This window comes from Flavobacterium lacus (assembly GCF_003268815.1).
Taxonomy (GTDB): Bacteria; Bacteroidota; Bacteroidia; order Flavobacteriales; family Flavobacteriaceae; genus Flavobacterium; species Flavobacterium lacus.
Window position 1 is genome coordinate 217,428 of record NZ_QLSV01000001.1, and the last position, 21,725, is coordinate 239,152.

Annotated in this window: 22 protein-coding genes; 8 read left to right on the top strand and 14 right to left on the bottom strand. The window is 32.0% G+C overall.

The genetic code is table 11. The annotated features are described in order from the left end of the window. Window positions 1-116: 116 nt before the first annotated feature. The 3 genes from B0I10_RS00995 to B0I10_RS01005 all read right to left on the bottom strand — a co-directional run bounded on the left by B0I10_RS00995 (window position 117) and on the right by B0I10_RS01005 (window position 1,454). On the bottom strand, window positions 117-662 hold the full coding sequence (locus tag B0I10_RS00995) for a hypothetical protein (RefSeq protein WP_112084618.1): 546 nt from the start codon (window positions 660-662) through the stop codon (window positions 117-119). Beyond that, window positions 628-1,116 carry a hypothetical protein gene (locus tag B0I10_RS01000; protein ID WP_112084619.1) on the bottom strand — a complete coding sequence of 163 codons (489 nt, stop codon included), beginning with the start codon at window positions 1,114-1,116 and terminating at the stop codon, window positions 628-630. Before B0I10_RS01000 ends, B0I10_RS00995 begins: the two co-directional genes overlap by 35 nt. Before the next feature lie 65 nt (window positions 1,117-1,181). Next, window positions 1,182-1,454, bottom strand: coding sequence for a TRL-like family protein (locus B0I10_RS01005; protein ID WP_112084620.1), 273 nt, complete (start codon window positions 1,452-1,454; stop codon window positions 1,182-1,184). Window positions 1,455-1,854: 400 nt separating this feature from the next. On the opposite strand from B0I10_RS01005, the gene B0I10_RS01010 reads away from it, so the two are divergent. Continuing rightward, window positions 1,855-2,397: a porin family protein gene (locus B0I10_RS01010; RefSeq protein WP_112084621.1), complete on the top strand. Its 543-nt coding sequence runs from the start codon at window positions 1,855-1,857 to the stop codon at window positions 2,395-2,397. Window positions 2,398-2,550: 153 nt separating this feature from the next. Here the strand turns inward: B0I10_RS01010 and B0I10_RS01015 are convergent, their stop codons facing one another. Together B0I10_RS01015 and B0I10_RS01020 are read right to left on the bottom strand one after the other, a co-directional pair. After that, complete coding sequence (locus B0I10_RS01015; RefSeq protein WP_112084622.1) at window positions 2,551-4,308, bottom strand: M14 family metallopeptidase; 1,758 nt, start codon at window positions 4,306-4,308, stop codon at window positions 2,551-2,553. Window positions 4,309-4,315: 7 nt separating this feature from the next. Next, on the bottom strand, window positions 4,316-5,959 hold the full coding sequence (locus B0I10_RS01020) for a M14 family metallopeptidase (protein WP_112084623.1): 1,644 nt from the start codon (window positions 5,957-5,959) through the stop codon (window positions 4,316-4,318). Between the two features lie 133 nt (window positions 5,960-6,092). Between B0I10_RS01020 and aroQ the strand changes: the two genes are divergently transcribed. Beyond that, window positions 6,093-6,509 carry a type II 3-dehydroquinate dehydratase gene (gene aroQ, locus B0I10_RS01025; RefSeq protein WP_112084624.1) on the top strand — a complete coding sequence of 139 codons (417 nt, stop codon included), beginning with the start codon at window positions 6,093-6,095 and terminating at the stop codon, window positions 6,507-6,509. A 48-nt stretch (window positions 6,510-6,557) separates the two neighbouring features. Beyond that, window positions 6,558-9,035 (top strand): DUF5686 and carboxypeptidase regulatory-like domain-containing protein, encoded by a 2,478-nt coding sequence (locus B0I10_RS01030; protein WP_112084625.1) that lies wholly within the window; start codon window positions 6,558-6,560, stop codon window positions 9,033-9,035. A 56-nt stretch (window positions 9,036-9,091) separates the two neighbouring features. Here B0I10_RS01030 and murA read toward each other — a convergent pair whose 3' ends face one another. The 9 genes from murA to B0I10_RS01075 all read right to left on the bottom strand — a co-directional run bounded on the left by murA (window position 9,092) and on the right by B0I10_RS01075 (window position 16,437). After that, window positions 9,092-10,402 carry a UDP-N-acetylglucosamine 1-carboxyvinyltransferase gene (murA, locus tag B0I10_RS01035; protein WP_112084626.1) on the bottom strand — a complete coding sequence of 437 codons (1,311 nt, stop codon included), beginning with the start codon at window positions 10,400-10,402 and terminating at the stop codon, window positions 9,092-9,094. Between the two features lie 15 nt (window positions 10,403-10,417). After that, window positions 10,418-11,125 (bottom strand): DUF4290 domain-containing protein, encoded by a 708-nt coding sequence (locus B0I10_RS01040; protein ID WP_112084627.1) that lies wholly within the window; start codon window positions 11,123-11,125, stop codon window positions 10,418-10,420. 11 nt (window positions 11,126-11,136) lie between these two features. Next, the gene (locus B0I10_RS01045) at window positions 11,137-11,421 is read right to left on the bottom strand and encodes a DUF493 family protein (protein ID WP_112084628.1); all 285 of its coding nucleotides are present in this window, start codon (window positions 11,419-11,421) and stop codon (window positions 11,137-11,139) included. A 281-nt stretch (window positions 11,422-11,702) separates the two neighbouring features. Further along, the gene (locus B0I10_RS01050) at window positions 11,703-11,924 is read right to left on the bottom strand and encodes a hypothetical protein (protein ID WP_112084629.1); all 222 of its coding nucleotides are present in this window, start codon (window positions 11,922-11,924) and stop codon (window positions 11,703-11,705) included. A 555-nt stretch (window positions 11,925-12,479) separates the two neighbouring features. Continuing rightward, window positions 12,480-12,968, bottom strand: a complete 489-nt coding sequence (locus tag B0I10_RS01055) for a hypothetical protein (RefSeq protein ID WP_112084630.1) — start codon at window positions 12,966-12,968, stop codon at window positions 12,480-12,482. After that, window positions 12,955-13,668, bottom strand: a complete 714-nt coding sequence (locus B0I10_RS01060) for an imm11 family protein (protein WP_146740285.1) — start codon at window positions 13,666-13,668, stop codon at window positions 12,955-12,957. The genes B0I10_RS01055 and B0I10_RS01060 overlap by 14 nt, the downstream gene beginning before the upstream one ends. 3 nt (window positions 13,669-13,671) lie before the next feature. Continuing rightward, window positions 13,672-14,022 carry a hypothetical protein gene (locus tag B0I10_RS01065; RefSeq protein ID WP_146740286.1) on the bottom strand — a complete coding sequence of 117 codons (351 nt, stop codon included), beginning with the start codon at window positions 14,020-14,022 and terminating at the stop codon, window positions 13,672-13,674. Then, window positions 13,991-14,473, bottom strand: coding sequence for a CYTH domain-containing protein (locus B0I10_RS01070; protein WP_146740287.1), 483 nt, complete (start codon window positions 14,471-14,473; stop codon window positions 13,991-13,993). The genes B0I10_RS01065 and B0I10_RS01070 overlap by 32 nt, the downstream gene beginning before the upstream one ends. An 8-nt stretch (window positions 14,474-14,481) precedes the next feature. Beyond that, window positions 14,482-16,437 (bottom strand): SprT-like domain-containing protein, encoded by a 1,956-nt coding sequence (locus B0I10_RS01075; protein ID WP_112084634.1) that lies wholly within the window; start codon window positions 16,435-16,437, stop codon window positions 14,482-14,484. Between the two features lie 203 nt (window positions 16,438-16,640). On the opposite strand from B0I10_RS01075, the gene B0I10_RS01080 reads away from it, so the two are divergent. The 5 genes from B0I10_RS01080 to fmt all read left to right on the top strand — a co-directional run bounded on the left by B0I10_RS01080 (window position 16,641) and on the right by fmt (window position 21,688). Beyond that, window positions 16,641-16,946: a helix-turn-helix domain-containing protein gene (locus B0I10_RS01080; RefSeq protein ID WP_112084635.1), complete on the top strand. Its 306-nt coding sequence runs from the start codon at window positions 16,641-16,643 to the stop codon at window positions 16,944-16,946. A gap of 54 nt (window positions 16,947-17,000) precedes the next feature. Continuing rightward, complete coding sequence (locus B0I10_RS01085; protein WP_245942924.1) at window positions 17,001-17,774, top strand: hypothetical protein; 774 nt, start codon at window positions 17,001-17,003, stop codon at window positions 17,772-17,774. A 528-nt stretch (window positions 17,775-18,302) separates the two neighbouring features. Then, window positions 18,303-18,842 (top strand): AAA family ATPase, encoded by a 540-nt coding sequence (locus B0I10_RS01090; RefSeq protein ID WP_112084636.1) that lies wholly within the window; start codon window positions 18,303-18,305, stop codon window positions 18,840-18,842. A gap of 4 nt (window positions 18,843-18,846) precedes the next feature. Next, complete coding sequence (locus B0I10_RS01095; RefSeq protein WP_112084758.1) at window positions 18,847-20,739, top strand: RecQ family ATP-dependent DNA helicase; 1,893 nt, start codon at window positions 18,847-18,849, stop codon at window positions 20,737-20,739. 1 nt (window position 20,740) lies between these two features. Beyond that, window positions 20,741-21,688, top strand: a complete 948-nt coding sequence (gene fmt, locus B0I10_RS01100) for a methionyl-tRNA formyltransferase (RefSeq protein ID WP_112084637.1) — start codon at window positions 20,741-20,743, stop codon at window positions 21,686-21,688. Window positions 21,689-21,725 lie beyond the last annotated feature (37 nt).

Genomic DNA, 21,725 nt, shown 5'->3' on the forward strand with positions numbered 1-21,725 from the left:
AACTCTTTTTGTAAGTAAATGATGGACAAAATGCAGTTATTAACAATTTTATGAACAAGAAAATTTCAACTTTTAATTCTTAAAATTTTATTTAACTACCAGCCAATTGATGAAACCTAGAAATTTTTTATGACATCATTCAGCACTTTTATAGTTTTTTTATCGGGTAAGAATAAATTCAATTCATCCGCTACCACTAATTCAATTGTTAAATTCGGTTGTATTTGTTTAAGCTCGTCTGAGGTAACCGGTAAACTAACTCGTAACTCATATTTCCCTTTGTTAAACTCCGTGTATAAATGATTTCGGTTCTTTAACGAAATGTTTCCAATCTTAATTTCTTTCAAATCAGTACTCGTTAGCTTTTGATCTTGGAATAAAGACAAATAAATCAAGCCACTTTCAAGTGTATCTGATTTTGTTTTGTAAACAAAATCCAAATAAACTTTTTTAGAACTAGTTGAAGTATACTTTAATGGCTTGACATAATATTGAGATTCGCCACCTTCTAAAAAGAAAGAGGTTGTATATTTTGAAGAATTGCCACTGGGAACTCCCTTATTGCTATTTGCTTTTGGACCAACCTTGCAGGAAATTAAAAGCATAACAGCACAACCAAGAACGCAGTTAACTGATTTTTTTAACAAAGTAATCTTGATCATATAGTTTTTTTATAATTGCTTTATCTTTACTAAGGATATGAATAATAATAGGCATTCCCTTTTTTTTCTCCGTATAAGAAATCCGAATTCCATCGGCACTATCACTTGAAAAATGATTTACCGTGATTTTATCAATGTCTTTCGTTTCCAGGATAGTAAACTTTTCTTTTTTGCTTAAATAGCTCGTCGTTTCTATCAGCGAATTTTCAATGGCAACACCAATAAAAACGCTGTACTGTGGTGATGTTATGTATTTATTTAAAGGAATATTATAATCGGATAATTCCAAAAAACGTTCATATTCATCCACTACTGATTGAATTAGTGGCTGGTTCATCTCCTCCTTAGAAAGTTCATACTTTTCTTCAAATGCAAAAACAACCGTTTTTGTGTCACCGGTTTTACAACTTAATAGTAAAAAAACACATAGCAATAAATAAAATAGATTTTTCATTTCATAAAATTTAAAAAATAAAAAAGAGAGGAAAAAATCCCTCTCTTTTAAAAACTTTTGGATTATTATTCTCCAGTTACAATTGTTTCAAACATCCCAACGATGAATAAATAATTGGTAGATTTAAAATCTACAGTTGAAATTTTTGTAATACCACCTTTTTTAGCAGCTGTTTGAATAGAAGCATCTCCTCCATCAAAAAACAAACCAAAAATTGAAGTTGTACTAGCAGAACCAACTTTTGAACCTACTGGATTACTAGTAGCATTAACAGGAACTGTAACTGAACATGATGCCAATAAACCTCCCAATGCCAAAGTGCACAATAATTTTTTCATTATAAAATGTATTTATGTTAATAATCGCAAATATATATCAAAAACAAATTTTATTTTAAAAAAATATTTTTTTTTAATCAGAAATCTACGGTTTTTTTTCATTAAATACTGACCCGTTCGGGGTAATTATTTAGTACTGGATGATCATGGTTTGTTTTACAATAGTTGCCCGGATTTTATAAAAAGTAAACGTGATAATTTGTTCATCTTTTATGTAAATTCAAATTAAATCGAATAATTTTTTAAAAACTAGTGAACTAGCGGTTAAATTATTATCAAATTGAATGACACCCAACCGGATAACCATTAAATAAAAACTAAAATAAAATGAAAATTTACTGAAAAATACAGTAATTTTACGATAGAATTTTGATTAATAATCAACTAAATACTTAAAATTATGAAAAAATTAATGATTGTTCTTGCTTTCTTGATTCTAGGGGTTACCCAATCAAATGCGCAAATGCTCAAGTTTGGTGTAAAGGCCGGAGCCAACTTTGCTAGTCTAGAGGGAGATGGTGTGGAAGGTCTGGATACTTACACCAGTTTTCACTTTGGAGCGTTGTTGGAAGTAAAAGTATTCGAAAACTTTTCCATTCAACCCGAGCTATTATACTCTTCGCAAGGTGCAAAAGTAAATGAAGAAAATGTAAAAGACATTAATTTTAATTACATTACCGTTCCTGTTTTAGCCAAATTTTATCTTATTTCAGAAAAATTAAGCGTTGAAGCCGGACCACAATTCTCTTTCTTAATTGATGATAATGTTGGAGATCAATTTGAATCGGAATCATTTGATTTTGCAGCAGTTGGTGGTTTGGGTTTTCAATTTACCGAAAACTTTTTTGCTCAAGCACGCTATGTTGCCGGTTTAACAGATACAACCAAAGATGCGGAAGTTAAAAACAGAGTGATTCAGGTTTCGCTGGGTTATCGATTTTAAGGTTTAAAAGGTTAAAAGTTTAAAGGGTTAAAAGTTTAAAAGGCTATACTTATAAATTTTGACGCAAACAAAAAAAAACAATTTAGCCACGAATTGCACTAATTTGCACAAATTAATTCGTGAAAATTAGTGAAATTCGTGGCTATCTTTTTTCTACTTCCCTACTTTATCAGAAACAAATCCGCCTTTGGCACTAGAAACCTCAACGGTTGCTCCATTTGCATTACCGCTTACAATCCAACGAACTTTAACGCTTCCCATGCCACGGATATTATCAATTTCAATAGTTTGTGGACTGTGTTTCTGCTCCGTAAACAAATTCAAATCTTCGTTTTGAACCGTCATTCCGGCCACAACCGTTGCTCCTTTTAACGTAATATAGTCCGGTCGCTCAATTTTATTTTTTACATCAATAGACGAATGGGTTGGAATGATTCGCGTATTCATTATAGTAGCAGTTACAGCAGTCAACCCGCTGGAAAGCTTTTCTGTTTTAATATCCACAATTTCCAACTTTGGTGTTTGATAAGCATGGTACAACGTGAACGCCATGTTCCGATGAGCATCTTCCTGCAACATAAAACCCGGATGATTTCGGATATAATTCTTTTTGGCTCCACCAATTTCAATTTCGCCAAATTGCGGGTGTGTAAAAGGTTTCCATTCCACATAACCATCACCAAATAATAAATATTTGTCAAATTCATTAAACTCATCATTGTCCCAACGACTCCATGAACTTTTTTGATTGAATAACTTATAGGAAGTCATCAACTCATTACTAAACGTAAAAATGCCTCGTGTCAAGGAAAGAAAATCAATTTCACCCCCATAAACCGTATATAAATCTTTGTGCAACACAAAATAATTATAACCCGGAATCATCTTTTCTCCCAATTTACCGATGTTGTCGTATACTTCGATATCCTGTCTGCTGAATAACGCATCATCCTCCGCAGCTCCGGGACCGCGGAGAAACATCCCACCATAATTATGATAACTTTGTGCTCCGGCAATGTTGGAATGATTCACAATAAAATTTTTGACCGCTCGGGTTTCCGGCAACGTTCCGGGATAAAAAAGTGCTCCGCGTTGCACATAATCCGGTTGCCAGTTCCAACCCCAATCGCGATTGGGATCATAAGTGCCCAATTGATCTTCATTTACTAAACCATCGCCGTCGTTGTCCATGCCTTCATAACCCAATAACTCATATTCACCCATTTCATCGCCACGTACTTGATACATTCGAGAAGGATATTTCGGATCAACTTTATAACGACCGGTTTTTGATTTTCTTCGCATCATCACGATATTTCCGTCACCATCTAAATCGTTGTATTGATCTTCATTGACTAATCCATCACCATCATTGTCAAACGGACGCATACCGGAACGGGAAGAATTGGCTGAATTTTCTTTGTAAATAAAATTCTCACGTGAATCCGGACTAATGGTCAAAGCAATATAAAATACTTTTTCTTTTAACAAAGTATTGATGAATTTTACCGTTTGAAAACTCTCTGCCAAATACCAAGCCGTATACATGGCAACCTCTACCCCTTGCAACTCATTGGCATGAATTCCACCATCGATGTAGAAACCGGGTTTAGTGTCAATTTTATCAGTTTTGAAATCGGAAACCGTTAACAACCAAATGTCTCTTCCTTCAAAAGATTTTCCGATGGATTCCATTTTTACTAAATTGGGATAAGCTTTCACCAAATCTTTTCCAAACTGCGTAATTTGAGCATAATCGTGGTAACGGTCCCAAGACATGCGCACTTTTGGATTGGCAGGTGAACCAATGGCACGCATTCCGTTTAAATCCTGCGGAGCAATATCATTTTTTTGAGCATTTACATTTGTGAGCAACAAACATAAAATAGTAGTCAGTATATATTTTTTCATGTGTAGCTTATTTCAATTCAACCTTAATTTCTTTAATTCCAGTAGTGGCACAACCTGTTGAAATCGTGGCTGTTCCGGACCCGGAAACTAACCATGAATAGGCTTCCGTTTCATCCGGTTGCAGTGCATCTCGCAAAAAATATTTTCTTCCGGAAACCATTTTCTGATTGCCATTTAATTTAATTTCGGTTTTCATACGAGAAACAAAACGGATTTTATCACCAATTTCAGCATACGTAGGCAACATTCCTTTGTTGACTACTTTAATAGTTATGCGGAATAAATTGCTATCTAATTTTTCTACCACAGGAATTGTCGTTTCAATTTTTGGCATCGCATTCACTAATTCTACCAAAAAAAGTTTGTGTTTTGCAACCGATTCATCCAAAAATTTTGACGGAGGATTATTCATCACATACGGAACAAATCCGCCTACTTCAGCTTTTTGATTGGGAAAATCAGGATGTTTGATACTCGTCCAATTCACAAAAACAGGGTTTAACTGATTTCTTTCTGCCCATTTTAAAAATTCAATTTCAGCGTTTAACTCTGTTTTTTCACCTTTTTTAGGTTTGTCAGTTTTTGTATCGGTAGAATCTTTTTTCTCTTCTACTTTATCCATCCACCAACCTGGTGTGGAAAAACTGAATTTTCCGGCATGATAATAGGCCGTTTGAGCAAAGTTACCTTTTGTCATGGGTAATTTTGGTCCGTCTTTAATCGCCGCTTTTTCAGTATATAATTTTGAAACGTGTTCAGCTGCTTTGACATCATTTTCCAACCAACCTTTAATAATTCTGGTGTTGGCCGATTTGCTATCAAATTTTGGTGCTTCCGATAAGTTATTGTGCATTCCAAATGTTAGCACGCCATAAATGTTTTGATTGAGGTATAAAAAATCCAACAACGCTCTGGTTTCAGGTTCAGAAGCAACATAAACACCAGCCCCTTTTTCAAAAACAGGATGATCAAAGGTGAAATTCTTATCGATATTGACACCTTCTGAGGCATCTTCGTTGAATTTGCCGTCTTTATCATTATCAAAACCTTCAGAAATAAGACTATATTTTCCAACTTGGTTTTTCGAAGGGTCGGCTTTAATTAAAATTCGTGCATCATCCGGACTTTCAATATAACTTCCGGTAACGTCTTCAATTCGAACTTGCGTTATCAAACCATCGTTATTCAAATCTTCAAAACCATCTTCACCTATTTTTCCATCGCGATCATCGTCAGTTTGGGTGGCATTTCCACTTTTTTCATATTTTACTTTATTAAAATAAGCCGCTATCGCATCCGGACTGACGGAAGGAACAAAATACAAGGTTTTTTCTTCTAACAATTTTGAAAGATTACTGTCATTCAATAATTGTTCAATTAATTTAACAGCAATCTGAGTTCCGGCTTGGTGTTTCCCATCGATTCCGGCAGTAATCAAAAGTGCTGGTTTGGCTTTTTCAGATGTTGAAAGTGTAAGGAGCCATAAGTCTTTACCTTCAGCACTTTTACCAATGGATTTTACAGAACAAAATTTACTTTTAGTTTGTAATTCATTAAGCTTTTTGGATAAATCTTCGTAAGTAAGGTAGCCATTTTGAGCTTGACTGAATCCGAAAAGGAAGAGGAAGAAAACTAGTATTTTTTTTCTCATGTCGTGATATTTAATTTAGGAGGTTAAAAATAGTGGATTCAAACCTACCAAAATGTTAATATTAAACTAATGTTTTAAAGTTTACGATTTGATGGTTTGATTTTTTTGATATTTTTACTCGAAATCACTCGTTATGAAAATTATAATAATTAATGGTCCAAATTTAAATCTCTTGGGTAAAAGAGAACCGGACATTTATGGCAATCTATCGTTTGAAGATTTTTTCAAATCGCTTGAGGATAAATATGCAAATTTGGAACTGGTTTATTATCAAAGCAACATCGAAGGAGAATTAATTGACAAAATTCAAGAAACAGGATTTTCTTTTGATGGAATTATTCTAAATGCTGCTGCCTACACCCATACCTCTATTGGAATTGGTGATGCTGTAAAGGCGATTGAAACCCCTGTTATAGAAGTGCATATTTCCAATACATTTGCTCGGGAAGAATTTAGACATCATTCCTACATTTCACCCAATGCTGCCGGAATTATTGTTGGCTTTGGATTGAAAAGTTATGAACTTGCACTCCTATCCTTTTTAAAATAAAATTCACTACAAACTTTTTACAACTAATTTGTCCCGTAAATCCTATTCATGAAATACCGTATCCTTCTTATACTTAATTTAGTATCATTGATTTCACTCGCCCAAATCAAAGGAAAAGTAACAGATGAAGCAGGAAACCCGCTGCCATTTGTTAATATCTATATAGAAAACACCTATATTGGAACGACTTCAAACGAAAATGGCTTTTATGAACTAACGATTCAAAATCAAGAAAAAGTGGCTGTCATTTTTCAATACCTGGGATATAAAACGCAAAAACAGATCCTTCACATTACTAAGCTTCCTTTTCAGTTTGATGTGACATTGATAGAAGAAAATTATAATTTAAATGAAGTCGTTGTAAGTTCAAAAGATAATCCGGCCAATCCCATTATTCGAAATGCAATAGCAAACAAGAAAAAAAACGCTATGAAAACAGCCCGATTTACAGCTGATTTTTATTCACGTGGAATTTTCAGATTGAAAAACGCTCCTAAAAAAATTCTAGGTCAGGAAATTGGTGATTTTGATGGTGCGTTAGATTCAACAGGAACCGGAATTTTATATTTATCGGAAACTGTTTCAAAAATCATGTTTGAAAAACCGGATAACTTAAATGAAAAAATTATCGCTTCAAAAATTAGTGGCAGAGACAATGGTTTTAGCTACAACACAGCGAGATCAACAATGTATGATTTTTATGATAACACGATTCAATTGAGTATCAGTTTGATTTCTCCGATTAGTGAGAATGCGTTTAGCTATTACAAATACAGTTTGGAAGGTACTTTTTATGATGAAAGAAATAACCTCATTAATAAAATCAAAGTAATTCCCAGAAGAGATTCTGAACCGGTCTTTGAAGGGTATATTTACATCATTGAAGACAGTTGGGCAATTTATGGCGTGGATGTAGACATCAAAGGATACCGAATGAAAGAAGAGTTTTTGGATGTAATGAAACTCAAACAAAATTTTAGTTACAACGAAACCAATCAAATTTGGTCTAAAAACTCGCAAAGTCTTGATTTTGAAGCGGGAGCTTTTGGCATAAAATTTACCGGAAAATTTACGCACGTTTACAGCAATTATGACTTTAAAAAAGCCTTTGACACTAAAACTTTTTCAAGAGAAATTTTAAGTTTTGAAGACAATGCCAACAAAAAGGATTCTACTTATTGGAACCAAATGCGACCGGTTCCATTAACTGAGGAAGAAAGCGATGATTATAGTAGAAAAGACAGCATTCAATTGGTCCGAAATTCAAAACCATATTTAGATTCTATCGATCGTTTAAATAATAAATTTAAGATTCAAAAAATAATCACAGGTTATTCATATCAAAATTCAGAAAAAAATTGGCGGTTAAATTATGCGGGATTATTTAAAATTCCTTTGTACAACACAGTGCAAGGTTGGAATTTATCAACTTCCTTGTCGTATACTAAACGAAGTAAAGATGATCGAAAATACACCACCTTTGGAACAAAATTTAATTATGGTTTTGCCGAAGAACGTTTTCGGGCATCGGGTTATTTTATGTCACGATTAAATGCAAAGACAAATAGTTTTTTAAGTGTAAAAGGTGGTAGCGAAGTCACACAATTTAATCAAAACGAACCCATCGGCAAACTTGCAAACACCGTTGTTTCTTTATTTTTGAAGGAAAATCATATGAAAGTGTATGAAAAAAACTTTGCTTCTATCACTTATAGTCAAGAGGTTTTGAACGGACTTCACATGCAGGGTTCATTGGAATATGCAGAAAGAAATCCTCTTTTTAATACCACTGACTATGTGATAATTAAAAACAAAATTGATTTTATGTCAAATAATCCGTTAGACGAGGATGATTATGTAAATGCAGGTTTTGAGCGAAACAATTTAGTAAAAGCAAATGTAAATGCACGAATCAATTTTGGACAAAAATACCTTTCAAGACCAGATGGAAAATTCATTATTCCAAATGAAAAATACCCTACGCTCTTTTTAGGATATGAAAAAGGTTTTGCTGGAAATGAATCAAAATATAATTATGATTTTGTTGCAGCACGCATATTTTATGAACAAACTCTTGGAAACAAAGGAAATTTTGCAATCAATTTAAAAGGAGGGAAATTCTTTAATGCAGATGAAATTTCGTTTGTAGACTACAAACATTTTAATGGAAATCAAATCATCATCAGTCCAAATAATCGGTATTTGGATATGTTTAATTTGCTTCCGTATTATTCGTATAGCACAAATGATAGCTATACGGAAATGCATGTTGAGCATAATTTTGATGGTTTTATCATGAACAAAATACCATTGCTTAATAAACTGAAATCTACAATGATTATTGGCTACCATCATTTAGCCACACCGGAAAATAAACCTTATCAAGAATTTAGTATCGGTTTAGATAAATTAGGCTTTGGAAAATTTAAATTGCTACGATTGGATTATATTCGATCCTATAACGGAACTACTTTCTTAAATGATGGAATTATGCTTGGCATTGAATTATTGAAGATTATCGACTAAAACAAAAAAGAGAGTAATTAAAAACTACTCTCTTTTTTTATTTTTTATTTGTAATACTACATTCTGACAACGTTTGCACCAATAGCTCGTAAACGTTCGTCTATTCGCTCGTAACCGCGATCAATTTGTTCAATATTTTGAATGGTACTCGTTCCTTTAGCAGCCAAAGCAGCAATCAACAACGAAATTCCGGCTCTAATATCAGGTGAAGACATCGTAGTAGCTTTCAATTGCGATTGAAAATTGTGTCCGATTACAATGGCACGGTGCGGATCACAAAGAATAATTTTTGCCCCCATGTCAATTAATTTATCCACAAAGAACAAGCGGCTTTCAAACATTTTTTGGTGAATCAATACTTCACCTTTGGCTTGTGTAGCCACCACGAGAACAATACTCAATAAATCAGGTGTAAATCCTGGCCACGGAGCATCGGCTATGGTTAAAATAGAACCATCAATATCTTTCTTAATTTCATAACCGTCTTTGTGTTCCGGGATATAAATATCATCACCACGACGTTCAATCGTGATGCCTAATTTTCTAAAAACAGATGGAATGACACCTAAATTATCCCAACTTACATTTTTAATAGTAATTTCACTTCGGGTCATGGCGGCTAAACCAATCCAACTCCCAATTTCAATCATATCGGGAAGAATGCGGTGTGTGCATCCGCCTAAACTTTCAACACCTTCAATGTGTAATAAATTTGAACCAACGCCGGTGATTTTTGCTCCCATCGAATTAAGCATACCACACAATTGCTGCAAATACGGTTCACAAGCAGCATTATAAATGGTTGTGGTTCCTTCCGCCAAAACAGAAGCCATGACAATATTAGCTGTTCCGGTTACAGAAGCTTCGTCCAAAAGCATGTATGCTCCTTGCAAACGACCTTCGATTTCCACACCATAAAAATGATCTTCTCTGTTGTAACGGAATTTCGCTCCTAAATTGATGAATCCTTCAAAGTGCGTATCTAATCGTCTTCTTCCAATTTTATCGCCACCCGGTTTTGGGATATATCCTTTTCCGAAACGAGCCAACAGCGGTCCAACAATCATAATAGAGCCACGTAACGACCCCCCTTCTTTTTTAAAGGCTTCGGTTTCAAGATAACCTACATTAACTTCATCGGCTTGAAACGTAATGGAACCCGGACCGTTTTTTTGCATTTTCACACCTAAGTTTCCTAAAAGTGTAATTAATTTATTGACATCCAAAATATCCGGAATGTTATTAATCGTAACCTTTTCAGAGGTTAGTAATACCGTACATAAAATTTGTAATGCCTCGTTTTTTGCTCCTTGCGGATGAATCTCTCCTTTAAGACGATGCCCGCCTTCTATTTTGAATGTTCCCATATTCGTTTCTAGCGATTATTTCTGATTGTTATTTTTATACGGTTTTGACTTTATAATCTTGTTGTTTTTCTTAATCAGCGGATTTTTTTGAATAAGCGGCATATTTTTATTGGAAACCTTTTTATTGGTTCGTATTAAATCGGAGGTATTCAATAACTCTTCTGCACTTTGATGTAAATCAATTCTTCCGCCGGAAAGTTCAAATAAATGATCAAAGATGGCCTTATCGTCAACGGTATCTTTATTCCAACTTAAATAGGATTTCTTCATGTGATTGGCAATGACTTTAACAAGCGCAGATTTTAACTCGCCCTCTTCCCAACTGTTTGCCACATCAATCATGTATTTGATGTTATTTCCGTAAAAACGATACTTCGGAAATTTTTGAGGATAACCCAATCGCTCCGGCTTGAGGTTAATTACTTCTCGGGTTGGAATTGGATACGGACTATCAACATCCAATTTAAAATCAGACATGATAAATAATTGATCCCAAAGTTTATGTTGAAAATCCAGCACATCACGCAAATGTGGGTTCAAACTTCCCATCACTTTTATAATATATCGAGCGGCTTTATTTCGCTCTTCCCTATCCTCAATAATGGTTGCTTGATCGATTAGTTTTTGCAAATGACGCCCGTATTCAGGAATCATCAAATGCGGACGCTCGGCGTTATATTCTAAAACATGCACAATCTCATGTGCTTTTTCATTGTAAGTCATTTTTGTCTTTTTTAAAGCGAAATTATACCTTCAACAATAGAAACTTCCAGGTACTTTGCAACTACATGTTCCGGGCTTTCCATACTAACATTGATGGAAATACTGGTGAATTTTCCGGTTTTTGATTGTGCGGTGTTAATCACTGCACCCATGTTATTAAACGCTTCTTCTATCGCAATTATTTTTGAACTATCGGTTGGTACAATAAATTTATAGAGATAAATGGAAGGCCAATCTGAAGTAGTTCGCAATTCTTCTTTTAGTCTTTCATAAAATTCTTCCGTCTTTTTGTCCATAACATTTTTATTATAGGCAAATATACAGTATTGATTTTAGATTTTATAAAATTGAATTTGAATTTTAATGATTTAGGGCTTTGCATAAAACATTCACTTAACTTAAAGAGTTTATTTCATTATTTGAAAAGACATGATACACTTTAAAATAAGTAAAAAAAATATAAATCTAAATCTAAACCTAACTCCTTGCAACTTAAATAAGAACAATAATAAAAAAAAATAACCCTAGCAATTCACTAGGGTTACATTGTATTTTAATAGTCTATTAGATTTTTAAATTAAGTATTTTCACTTTCTTTACTTTCTTCAACCTTATTTTTAATGTTTAATAAGAATAAAACAAAGAAAATTATATACAAAACAATCAATAGAACAACAATAAATTTAGCTAAAGAGCTTTCTCCTTTTGTCAAGCCTATAAAAACATTCACTATATGTAAAATAGATGCACTCAAGAAACATCCGATTGACAACAACAAGTATTTATATTTTTTCTGCATGTTTTAATTTTTTAACAAATCTCTTTAAATATTTTAATTTTTTAAATGATAAAATGTCATTACACAAAAACTAGAACAAAAAAAGAAATCTAAAAAAAAATTTACTCTTAAAGCTCATAGTATTTTCCTTACTTATGTTTTCATCAATCTTTTTTGTCTTCATTAGATCAAAAAAAGCATAGATTACCAAAATAATGAACATTGTGTACTGAATGTATTGAAAATAATCTTTTTCTACAATTGAAAAATGAAGTACAAAATATAACAACAACAAGGTAACTATAATAAATTTGTGTAATTTCTTCATTTAGTTAGTTTAATTAATTGCCAGTGCAGTGTCTCCAATCTTCTCCTACATCTGCTATACAAAATTGATAATCAGTTTATCTTCTTAGTACTTTAAAACTTTACTGTATAACTTTACTATAAAATAAATTAATATTACTAACAACGCTATATTTATAAATGCCCATATAGTATGTAAAACATAATACTTATCGATAATTGTCTCTGCAATATATTCTGAATTTTTATCCATAATTCTTTTTATTTAATTTAAATTAGCGGAGTTTCTATAAACATTTTACATCCTAAATCAAACCAACTTTCGCCCTGTTTTATAGGTATCATCTCTACATAAATATCTTCACCTTTATAGCCAAATCCAATCAATTCATCATCACCTAAATATTTATCTAATTCATCGTCAATTAAAGGTTCATGTTTATTTTTTATTAAATAAGCAGCCAGAAGCACATTAGACTTTATATTTTCAGGGTTTTTATCAGCAAACTTTATTTTTCCTAATACTTCATACATTGAGATAGGATTATAAAGATGAAAATCAGCAACTTGTTGGGTTTCTCGATCATTAATATCATCTGGGTACTTTGGTAAACTATATTTTTCTGCTAATTTGTGAAAAGCCATTTTTGCTCTTTCAATATCTGTCCCTGCCTGAAGATCTATATGCTCCAATAGCTCAAGAAGTTCCGAATCACTATTTATCCAATCTTCTAATGGAGAGTTACTAAATTTTTCCATACACTTTTTCCCTTTCCCCTCCAGGAGCTGTCCATTCGTTATAACTTAATTCTACAGGTTGAAATTCGATGCCGGTACAACCGGCATCTTCTATTTCTTGTTTGAGTTTTTCTGAAACTATATATTTTACTCCATTTTTTAAGAGAAAAAAATCTTCATTTACTCTCTCGTTTAAAAAAATACTATTAATGGTTACCACTTCCATTTTTTCTCTGTGATAATTTACAGTAGTCAAAAAATCATCTAATGTATTTACTCCAATCGTTATTAACTCTGTTCCTCCTTCCTTTTTTTTAATTCTTACCACAACATTACTTTTTTCAAAATCAATGAAATCCATATTAGATTCGTACATATTTATAGAAAAATAGTTATAATATTCTACATTGTCTTTAATAATAGAAGTTTTAAAAAACTGTAATCCTTTTGTTCTGTATTTTTCAATGATATTTTTAAACTTTTCACTAATGATTAAATGTAGGTTACCTCCTGCGTTGACATTACTTATCAAATCTGTAATTTTTGCTTTTTTATGCAAAATAGGAATTGAAACAATTGGTTCAAAATCTATTTTCTTGAAATAAATGTTATTCAAAAATTTAGGATTTGAAAAATCTTCATAATTATATACAATATTTTCAGATTGAAAAAACTTACCTACAATTTTATTATTCATACTGAATTGAATAGAGTAATACATGGCTTAAAAATTTAATTGATTAATTGGAACATTAGGATTGTTTTGAATTGCAATTCTGATATCATTTATTAAATCTAGTACACCATCATATGCTTGTTGAATTAACATACCATTTGCTATAGGCGCACCTCCAAAACCACCTTTTAAGCTACCTAATAATTGACCAAGGTCTAGACCGCTAAGCTCAGCAATAGTTGTGCCTAAATTTGAATCTATTTTTTTTATGTTTAAATAAGCATGTATGCACTCATGTAAAATAGTCTTAGCAATAGAAAAATTAGAATGTTCACAGAAAAAAATTACTAGATTTAAAATTTCAAAATTATTCTTCGAAGGAATAACTTGCCAATCCAAAAACAACTTCTTTTAAAATGACTTTTCGCTTAAAAATTTCCTTGCTATCTATTAAAAATATTTTCTTATAGTATATAGCAAAATACACTTCTTCTAATCCATATTTTTTTATAAAATTTATATCGATAATAGCATTTTTCTCTTGCTTTAGCTTTTTCTTTGAAATGATTTTTCTTTCCAATTCATTTTTTCTCTCATATTCGTCAAAATCTTTATATTTTCTCTCAGAAAAATTTATAAAATTTATACTGTCAACTCTGATCTCATAAATCTTGATTTCCTCCAATAATTTGTCACTATTTACATTTGGATTTTTTGCTTTTTGAAAATCAGAATGATCAAAATATATATAAACTGTATCCGCACTTTTGATGCTTTCCATTGTTTGAGCATATTCTAAATGATATAGAAACAAAGCAATTATTGTAATTTTATATTTAAAGTTTTTCATGTCCATCTTTATTGACAATCTTTTGAAAATTGTTGTGCTTGTGATCTATAAAAATCATAATAGAAATTCTCAACGGGAACTTGAGTAATATTTTGAACGAAAGATTCGCACAAATGTAAACCTTCTAAGGAAAAATATTTATAAAAGTCATTCCAATTCCAAGTGAAATTTTGATTATTGATAGTATTTAGATATGTATTATTATTTACATAATCAATATTTGATTGAGGAGCTAGTAAATCTCTAATTTCTGAAAATATGTTCTGAAAAGTTGGCACTAAATGATTGAACATAAATTCATGCTGACTTTGAGGTGAGCCGTTAACGCTAATATGGCATCCAAAACTTTGATAAAAAGTCCCTATTAATTGTTGTAAATCAAGACCGTTTAGTTCCGTAATTGTAGAGCCTAAATTACAATTAATTTTTTTAATGTTTAAATAAGCGTGAATACACTCATGTAAAATTGTTTTTGCTATTTTAAAATTACTTCTAACATTGGGGCCAGCTAAGATATTTTTATTAATTCGTATCAAATTAGTATAGTTACCGTTACTAGCGGGTAATAAAAGACAATTGCCGTTCGTAGTATTTGGTAAATTCTCAGCAATTTCAAACTTTACATTAAGCTTAGTTTGTTCACCTCCAAAAGTATTTACAAAAAGATTTTTAAATGAAGGGGATTCCATTAATTTTTTATATATACAATCAAATTTCTGTCCTTCAGGAGTGCTTTTGTCAATTGCAGAGTCATCAATATTTGCTGGTGAATTTAATGTTTTTTCAAAATCTAAATTTAAACCGCTTTCTTCAACATTTCTCAAAAAATCCAATACAAACTCCATCGATTCAGTATCATTAAAATTACTAAACAAATAGTCTATAATAGACTCAGCTGTTTGTGGGTTTGCAGATAATAAATAATCCTTAATTTCAAAAAGATCTTGAGGGTTAAAACCCCGTTGATTAGTGTTATTTAAAAGTGTGTAAAATGCCCAAAAATTTATTTGCTCATTTGAGGTTGTCAACCAGTTTGGACTATTAAAATTTTGTGTTAACGTTTGAAAAGTAGTTAACGCTATAGTTGCATTTTGTTCACTAATTGGATTTACTCCCCCATTATTACTGAAATAATCAATTAAATAATTAAAAATCCATGGATAAGAAATTGTCAACGATTGTATTGTATTTGGCAAGGTATTGAAATATGCGACGACATCACCTGCCAACATAAATCCAAGATTATTTAGATCCTCCGCCCCATCATATGGATTAGGTATATATATTCCGGAACTATTTCCTCCACTTCCTGGATCAGAGCTACCTGGCAAGCTTCCTGAACCTGGGTCATGGTGATTTATGCCTGTGTAAACATATGTTACTGTTTCAGATATGCAAAGATGGCATTCATCGCAAGTTCCTGTGGAACATTTCCCTGTTCCGGTACAATGAAAATTATAAGTAATAATTTCAGAATATCCTTGAGATAAAGCTAAGCTCATACGATTATAAACCATTTCAGAACTTTCTAATTTAGGTTCACCTTCTATTGGGTTAATTTTCTCTTTATTAAAAAAAATTAATTCATTCCATTCTTCACCTATTTTTTCAAAAACTAAATTGTAATATTCTTTACTCTCTAATTGTTCAGAAATTGGATATAGCTTAAAAGAATAAGTTGTTTTATCGTTCGATGGATTTATGTGTCGTTTGATTTCTAATGTATCTATTAAAAAATCGCTATCAATATCTCTTGCATGTATACTTGTATTTAGTCTCGCTTTTTTAACAAAACTAAAATTTTTTAATCCGGTTTCTTTTTTAAAATCAGAAAAAGTAAATTTTTTGTTATGCGGTGAAAAATGTGTTCCCGTAACAAAATCTTCTTCAGAAGAACAATTTAAAAATAATAAGGGTACAACAACTAATAAAAAAACAGTAATAAAAACATGGATTTTTTTCATGATGAAAGTATTTTACGGTAAATAAAGTCACAATAATATAATATAAAACTTAAAAAAACAAAAATATTTTGTCATTAAATATGCGGTATAGACATAATGTAATTCTTGTTAAAAAAAATGTTGTGATTTTTGAATATTTATTTATATTTGCAATTGTTCAGCCCCAATGAACTTAAACTTAACATCTAAATTCGCATTTTACTATGGGGCTACTTGTTTTCGAAATAATCAAAATTGAAAGAGTAAAAAAGAAACTTACTCAAAATGAGCTAGCCAAGAAGCTCAAAATATCTCAAACCCATTACGCTCGTCTAGAAAGAGGAGAAAGAGAATTAAGTTTTAAAATTTTCTCTAAAATTGTTGAAATTCTTGACATTGACTCAAATCAAATTTTATCTGCTGTACATAATAAACCAATCTATGACTTAAACAAGTCAGAAATAAATTTATTGGATTTTAAAAATGAAATTATTGAAGAATTAGAAAAGAAAATAAAAAATAGCATTTAAAATAAATCACTTATCTTTTTTTTATGCTAATTATTAACTTAAAATTTTATTATCATGACATCCACATCAGAAGTAGGTCACGCTAAAAATGTAGCCAATTTTCAAGACCTAATAGAATTTGTAACAGGTTACGGTGCAACCTATAATCCTTCAAAGAATAGTTTAAAACTATCAGAACTTATCGCTTTAAAAGTAGAAGCAGAAGCAAAACTTGCCGATGTTATCACAAAAAACACAAACTACAATAATAAGGTAAACGAACGCATGATAGCTTTTAGCAATGTAAAAGCATTATCAACACGTTTAGTCAATGCATTACAAACAACTGAAGCAACAATTGAAACAATTAACGATGCAAAAACTTTTAATCGCAAAATGCAAGGCAAAAAAGTTTCTGCAACACAAACACCAACGGATACCAATGCTCCTGCTCCCGCTACAATTTCTACTAGTCAACAGTCTTATGACCAGCTAATCCAGCACTTAACTGGCCTAAAATCAGTATTAGAATCAGAACCAAGTTACACACCTAATGAAACAGATTTACAAATAGATACAATAAATGCAAAAATAACAGAACTAACAGAAAAAAATACAGCAGTTGCCGCAGCATATGCAAGTGTTAGTAATTCTAGAATTTCTAGAAATGAAACACTTTACACAAATCAAAACAGTATTTTTGAAACGGCAAGCGAAGTAAAAAATACATTAAATCTGTTTTTGGTGCAACCAGTCCGCAATATGCTCAGGTTAGTGGTATTAAATTTAACAAACCTAGACTTTAACAAAAACGGATATTTTATACTTTCAAATCAAAAAGACTTATAGCAGTAGCAATAAGTCTTTTGTCTTTTTAATATTCAAAGTTCCTTTCTTTTATTAAATTTCTCTATACATATTTTTGATATTTGTTAAACATTTTTAGATTTTTTAAATAGAACAAAAAAATTATCTTAAATAGCAATTAAAAACTACTATACTACAAGATACATGTAGGATGCAATTTTAAATTTATATTATACAGCAATAGAATTATATAATAATTGAGAATATAAAGTTACTGCATTTTTAGATGTACATGTTGTGCTTTTAGTTTTATGAAATGTTTTAAACAAAGAAAAATACTTTAAAATGAAGTTCTTTACAGATTAAACAGATGTAACACCACCTAGTCTTGAAATTTCAAACAACAAATTCTATTTTTTTATATCTATGTTATTCATGTATTGTCCATCAAACATCTTTAACCTACTAGCAAACATTTTGAACAAAATCTATTAAAACTAATTAAAATAAAGTCAAAAGTTTGTTCAGAAGCTGAGATATTTTCTAAATTTACCGACTTATTGAATACTTGTGAATAAAAAACTAATTGTAATTACCGGGGGTCCCGGAACTGGAAAAACAACAATTATTAACGGTTTAATTGAAAAAAGCTACACTTGTTTTCCTGAAATTTCCAGAGAAATTATTAACGATGCCCGAAAACAGGGAATTGAACAATTATTTCTGGAAAAACCATTATTGTTTAGTGAATTGTTGTTGGAAGGAAGAAAAAAACAATATAGTCAGGCGAAAGAACATGCAGAACACTTAATTTTTTTAGATCGTGGCATTCCTGATATTTTGGCTTATATGCATTATATCGGCGATAGTTATCCTGCCTTTTTTGATGAAGAATGTCATACAAATAAATACACAAAAGTCTTTCTTTTACCACCGTGGGAAGAAATTTATCAATCGGATGAAGAACGTTATGAAAACTTTGAACAAGCTAAACTCATCTACAATCATTTAAAAGAAACCTACGAAAAATATGGATATGAACTCATAGAAGTTCCATTGGATCACCAAGATAACAGAATTCTTTTTATCTTAGATGCCATATCGCGATAAAAAAATGATAAAAGCCGAAGAAATTTTAAAAAAATATTGGGGATTTGATGAGTTTCGAACACCTCAAAAAGAAATTATAAACGCCGTTCTATCCGGTTCAGATTCATTTGGGTTAATGCCCACAGGCGGCGGAAAATCAATATGTTTTCAAGTTCCGGCTTTAATGAAAGACGGAATAGGTTTGGTTATTTCCCCTTTAATCGCCTTGATGAAAGATCAAGTAGAAAACCTGTCCAAAAGAGATATCAAAGCGTTGGCGTTAACTGGCGGAATTTCTTCCGACGAAACCATTACGTTGTTAGATAATTGTTTATTCGGTAACTACAAATTTTTATACCTCTCACCCGAACGATTAGAACAAGATTGGGTGTTAGAAAAAATTAAAAATCTCCCGCTGAATTTAATTGCCATTGACGAAGCACATTGCGTGTCGCAGTGGGGACACGATTTTCGCCCATCCTATTTAAAAATTAATCGATTAAAAGAGTTCTTTCCGAATGTACCTTTTTTAGCAGTAACAGCTTCGGCAACGCAAAGAGTGAAGAAAGACATCATCGAACAATTAAAATTAGAAAAACCAGCCGTTTTTCAAAAGTCCTTTGCCAGAGAAAACATTGCCTACATGGTGATAGAAACGGAAGATAAATTACATAAGATTGAACAAATCCTGAAAAAAAACCCGGAATCATCTATCATTTACGTTAGAAATCGAAAATCGTGTTTTGATGTATCCAACCAGCTGCAACAGCTTGGTTTTAAAGCTACTTTTTATCATGGTGGTTTAGCGATGAAAGAAAAGGCTAAAAACATGGATTCATGGATGAATGAAAAAGTGCAAGTCATGGTGGCCACCAATGCGTTTGGAATGGGGATTGATAAAGCCAACGTGAAAACCATCATTCACATTCAATTGCCAGAAAATATTGAGAATTATTACCAAGAAGCCGGTCGAGCAGGAAGAAATGGTGAAAAATCATATGCCGCTTTATTGGTTGGTCCAAGCGATGTAATTGCTGCTAGAGGACAATTTATTGCGGGTTTGCCGGATAAAGAATTTCTAAAAATAGTATATATTAAATTGTGTAATTATTTTCAAATTGCTTATGGCGAAGGAATTAACGAACAATTTCCGTTTAATTTAAATCATTTTTGTTCGCACTATAATTTTCCCATCATCAAAACGTATTCCGGTTTGCAATTTTTAGACCGTCAAGGAATCATCAGTTTTACACAGGAATATTCAGAAAAAATTAATTTACAATTTATTATCGAAAGCAAAGAGGTTATTCGATACATTAGTTTGAATCCCTCTGAAGAGGAAATCATTTTAGCTTTTTTACGAACGTATCCGGGAATTTACGAATACCAAACCGCTGTAAACCTCTCACTTGTTGCACGAAAAAGCAACAATTCAGAAGAACAAGTTGAACAAGTTTTAAATCGATTAAAAGAAAAAGGCATTGTAGATTACATTGCCAAAAATAACGATGCAATGATCACTTTTAACGAAGTGAGAGAAGACGAACGCACCATAAACCGCGTTTCAAAATATTTAGAAAAACAAAACGATTTAAAAAAGGAACAGATTGAAGACGTTTTTCAGTACGTATCCAATCATGAAATCTGTAAAAGTCGTTTTATACTGGAATATTTTGGCGAAAAAAATACAACCAATTGCGGAATTTGCTCCTACTGCATTTCCAAAAAAGAAAAAAACAATAATTCAAATCAACTTAGTCAATTGATTCTGAATAAGATTTCCGAAAAACCCTATTCTTCCCGTGAATTGGAAAAAATAATGGATTGTAAAGAACAGGAACTTATCTTTGCCTTACAAGAACTGTTGGATGAAGAAAAAATCATTATTCTTCCTAATAATAAATATACAAAAGCATAGCATGGAAAAATTACGTATTGTTTTTATGGGAACGCCCGATTTTGCCGTTGGAATTTTAGATACAATTGTACATCATAAATATAATGTAGTTGGCGTAATCACCGCTCCTGATAAACCCGCCGGTAGGGGTCAGAAAATAAATACATCTGCCGTAAAAGACTATGCTTTGAAAAAAGGGTTAAAAATTTTACAACCAACCAATTTAAAAGACGAAGCTTTTCTAAGCGAATTAAAAAGTCTGGATGCCAATTGTCAAGTGGTGGTCGCTTTTAGAATGTTGCCGGAAGTAGTTTGGAAAATGCCAAAACTAGGTACGTTCAACCTACATGCTTCACTCCTGCCTAATTACAGAGGAGCTGCTCCGATTAATTGGGCAATTATTAACGGCGAAAGCAAAACCGGCGTAACCACTTTTTTTATCGATGATAAAATTGATACCGGTGCCATCATCCTTTCTGCCGAAACACCAATAGAACCGACCGAAAATGTGGGGCAATTGCACGATAGATTAATGGTGTTGGGAAGTAAAACTGTCATAGAAACGCTGACCGCTATTGAAAACGGTACAGTGCAAACAACTTTACAAACTGATTCTCCCCAAATAAAAACCGCCAACAAACTCAATCGAGACAATTGTAAAATTGATTGGACAAAATCCGGTAAAGAAATTTTTAACCTGATAAGAGGTTTAAGTCCGTATCCGGTGGCATATACTTTAATTCAAGACGAGGAACAGGAATGGAATGTAAAAATATACGAAGCTTCTTTTGAAAAAGAAACGCATTCAATTGCGATAGGAACAATTATTTCTACCAAAAAGGAAATGAAAATCGCCGTATCGGATGGTTTCATTCAACTTGTAGCGATTCAGTTCCCGGGAAAAAAGAAAATGACTATTCAAGAATTGCTGAATGGAATGAAATTTTCTTCCTCGGCTAAGGCTCTTTAGGTACTGAAAACACTCAAAAAAGAATAAAAAACCGACG

Excerpts from the sequence above, each read along its gene's own strand:
- B0I10_RS01010 (WP_112084621.1), top strand. The coding sequence starts at position 1,855 with ATGAAAAAATTAATGATTGTTCTTGCTTTCTTGATTCTAGGGGTTACC.
- B0I10_RS00995 (WP_112084618.1), bottom strand. The coding sequence starts at position 662 with ATGATCAAGATTACTTTGTTAAAAAAATCAGTTAACTGCGTTCTTGGT.
- B0I10_RS01005 (WP_112084620.1), bottom strand. The coding sequence starts at position 1,454 with ATGAAAAAATTATTGTGCACTTTGGCATTGGGAGGTTTATTGGCATCA.
- murA (WP_112084626.1), bottom strand. The coding sequence starts at position 10,402 with ATGGGAACATTCAAAATAGAAGGCGGGCATCGTCTTAAAGGAGAGATT.
- B0I10_RS01060 (WP_146740285.1), bottom strand. The coding sequence starts at position 13,668 with ATGTATTACTCTATTCAATTCAGTATGAATAATAAAATTGTAGGTAAG.
- B0I10_RS01055 (WP_112084630.1), bottom strand. The coding sequence starts at position 12,968 with ATGGAAAAATTTAGTAACTCTCCATTAGAAGATTGGATAAATAGTGAT.
- B0I10_RS01085 (WP_245942924.1), top strand. The coding sequence starts at position 17,001 with ATGACATCCACATCAGAAGTAGGTCACGCTAAAAATGTAGCCAATTTT.
- B0I10_RS01075 (WP_112084634.1), bottom strand. The coding sequence starts at position 16,437 with ATGAAAAAAATCCATGTTTTTATTACTGTTTTTTTATTAGTTGTTGTA.
- B0I10_RS01040 (WP_112084627.1), bottom strand. The coding sequence starts at position 11,125 with ATGACTTACAATGAAAAAGCACATGAGATTGTGCATGTTTTAGAATAT.
- B0I10_RS01050 (WP_112084629.1), bottom strand. The coding sequence starts at position 11,924 with ATGCAGAAAAAATATAAATACTTGTTGTTGTCAATCGGATGTTTCTTG.
- B0I10_RS01030 (WP_112084625.1), top strand. The coding sequence starts at position 6,558 with ATGAAATACCGTATCCTTCTTATACTTAATTTAGTATCATTGATTTCA.
- aroQ (WP_112084624.1), top strand. The coding sequence starts at position 6,093 with ATGAAAATTATAATAATTAATGGTCCAAATTTAAATCTCTTGGGTAAA.
- B0I10_RS01070 (WP_146740287.1), bottom strand. The coding sequence starts at position 14,473 with ATGAAAAACTTTAAATATAAAATTACAATAATTGCTTTGTTTCTATAT.
- B0I10_RS01015 (WP_112084622.1), bottom strand. The coding sequence starts at position 4,308 with ATGAAAAAATATATACTGACTACTATTTTATGTTTGTTGCTCACAAAT.
- B0I10_RS01000 (WP_112084619.1), bottom strand. The coding sequence starts at position 1,116 with ATGAAAAATCTATTTTATTTATTGCTATGTGTTTTTTTACTATTAAGT.
- B0I10_RS01095 (WP_112084758.1), top strand. The coding sequence starts at position 18,847 with ATGATAAAAGCCGAAGAAATTTTAAAAAAATATTGGGGATTTGATGAG.
- B0I10_RS01020 (WP_112084623.1), bottom strand. The coding sequence starts at position 5,959 with ATGAGAAAAAAAATACTAGTTTTCTTCCTCTTCCTTTTCGGATTCAGT.
- fmt (WP_112084637.1), top strand. The coding sequence starts at position 20,741 with ATGGAAAAATTACGTATTGTTTTTATGGGAACGCCCGATTTTGCCGTT.
- B0I10_RS01045 (WP_112084628.1), bottom strand. The coding sequence starts at position 11,421 with ATGGACAAAAAGACGGAAGAATTTTATGAAAGACTAAAAGAAGAATTG.
- B0I10_RS01080 (WP_112084635.1), top strand. The coding sequence starts at position 16,641 with ATGGGGCTACTTGTTTTCGAAATAATCAAAATTGAAAGAGTAAAAAAG.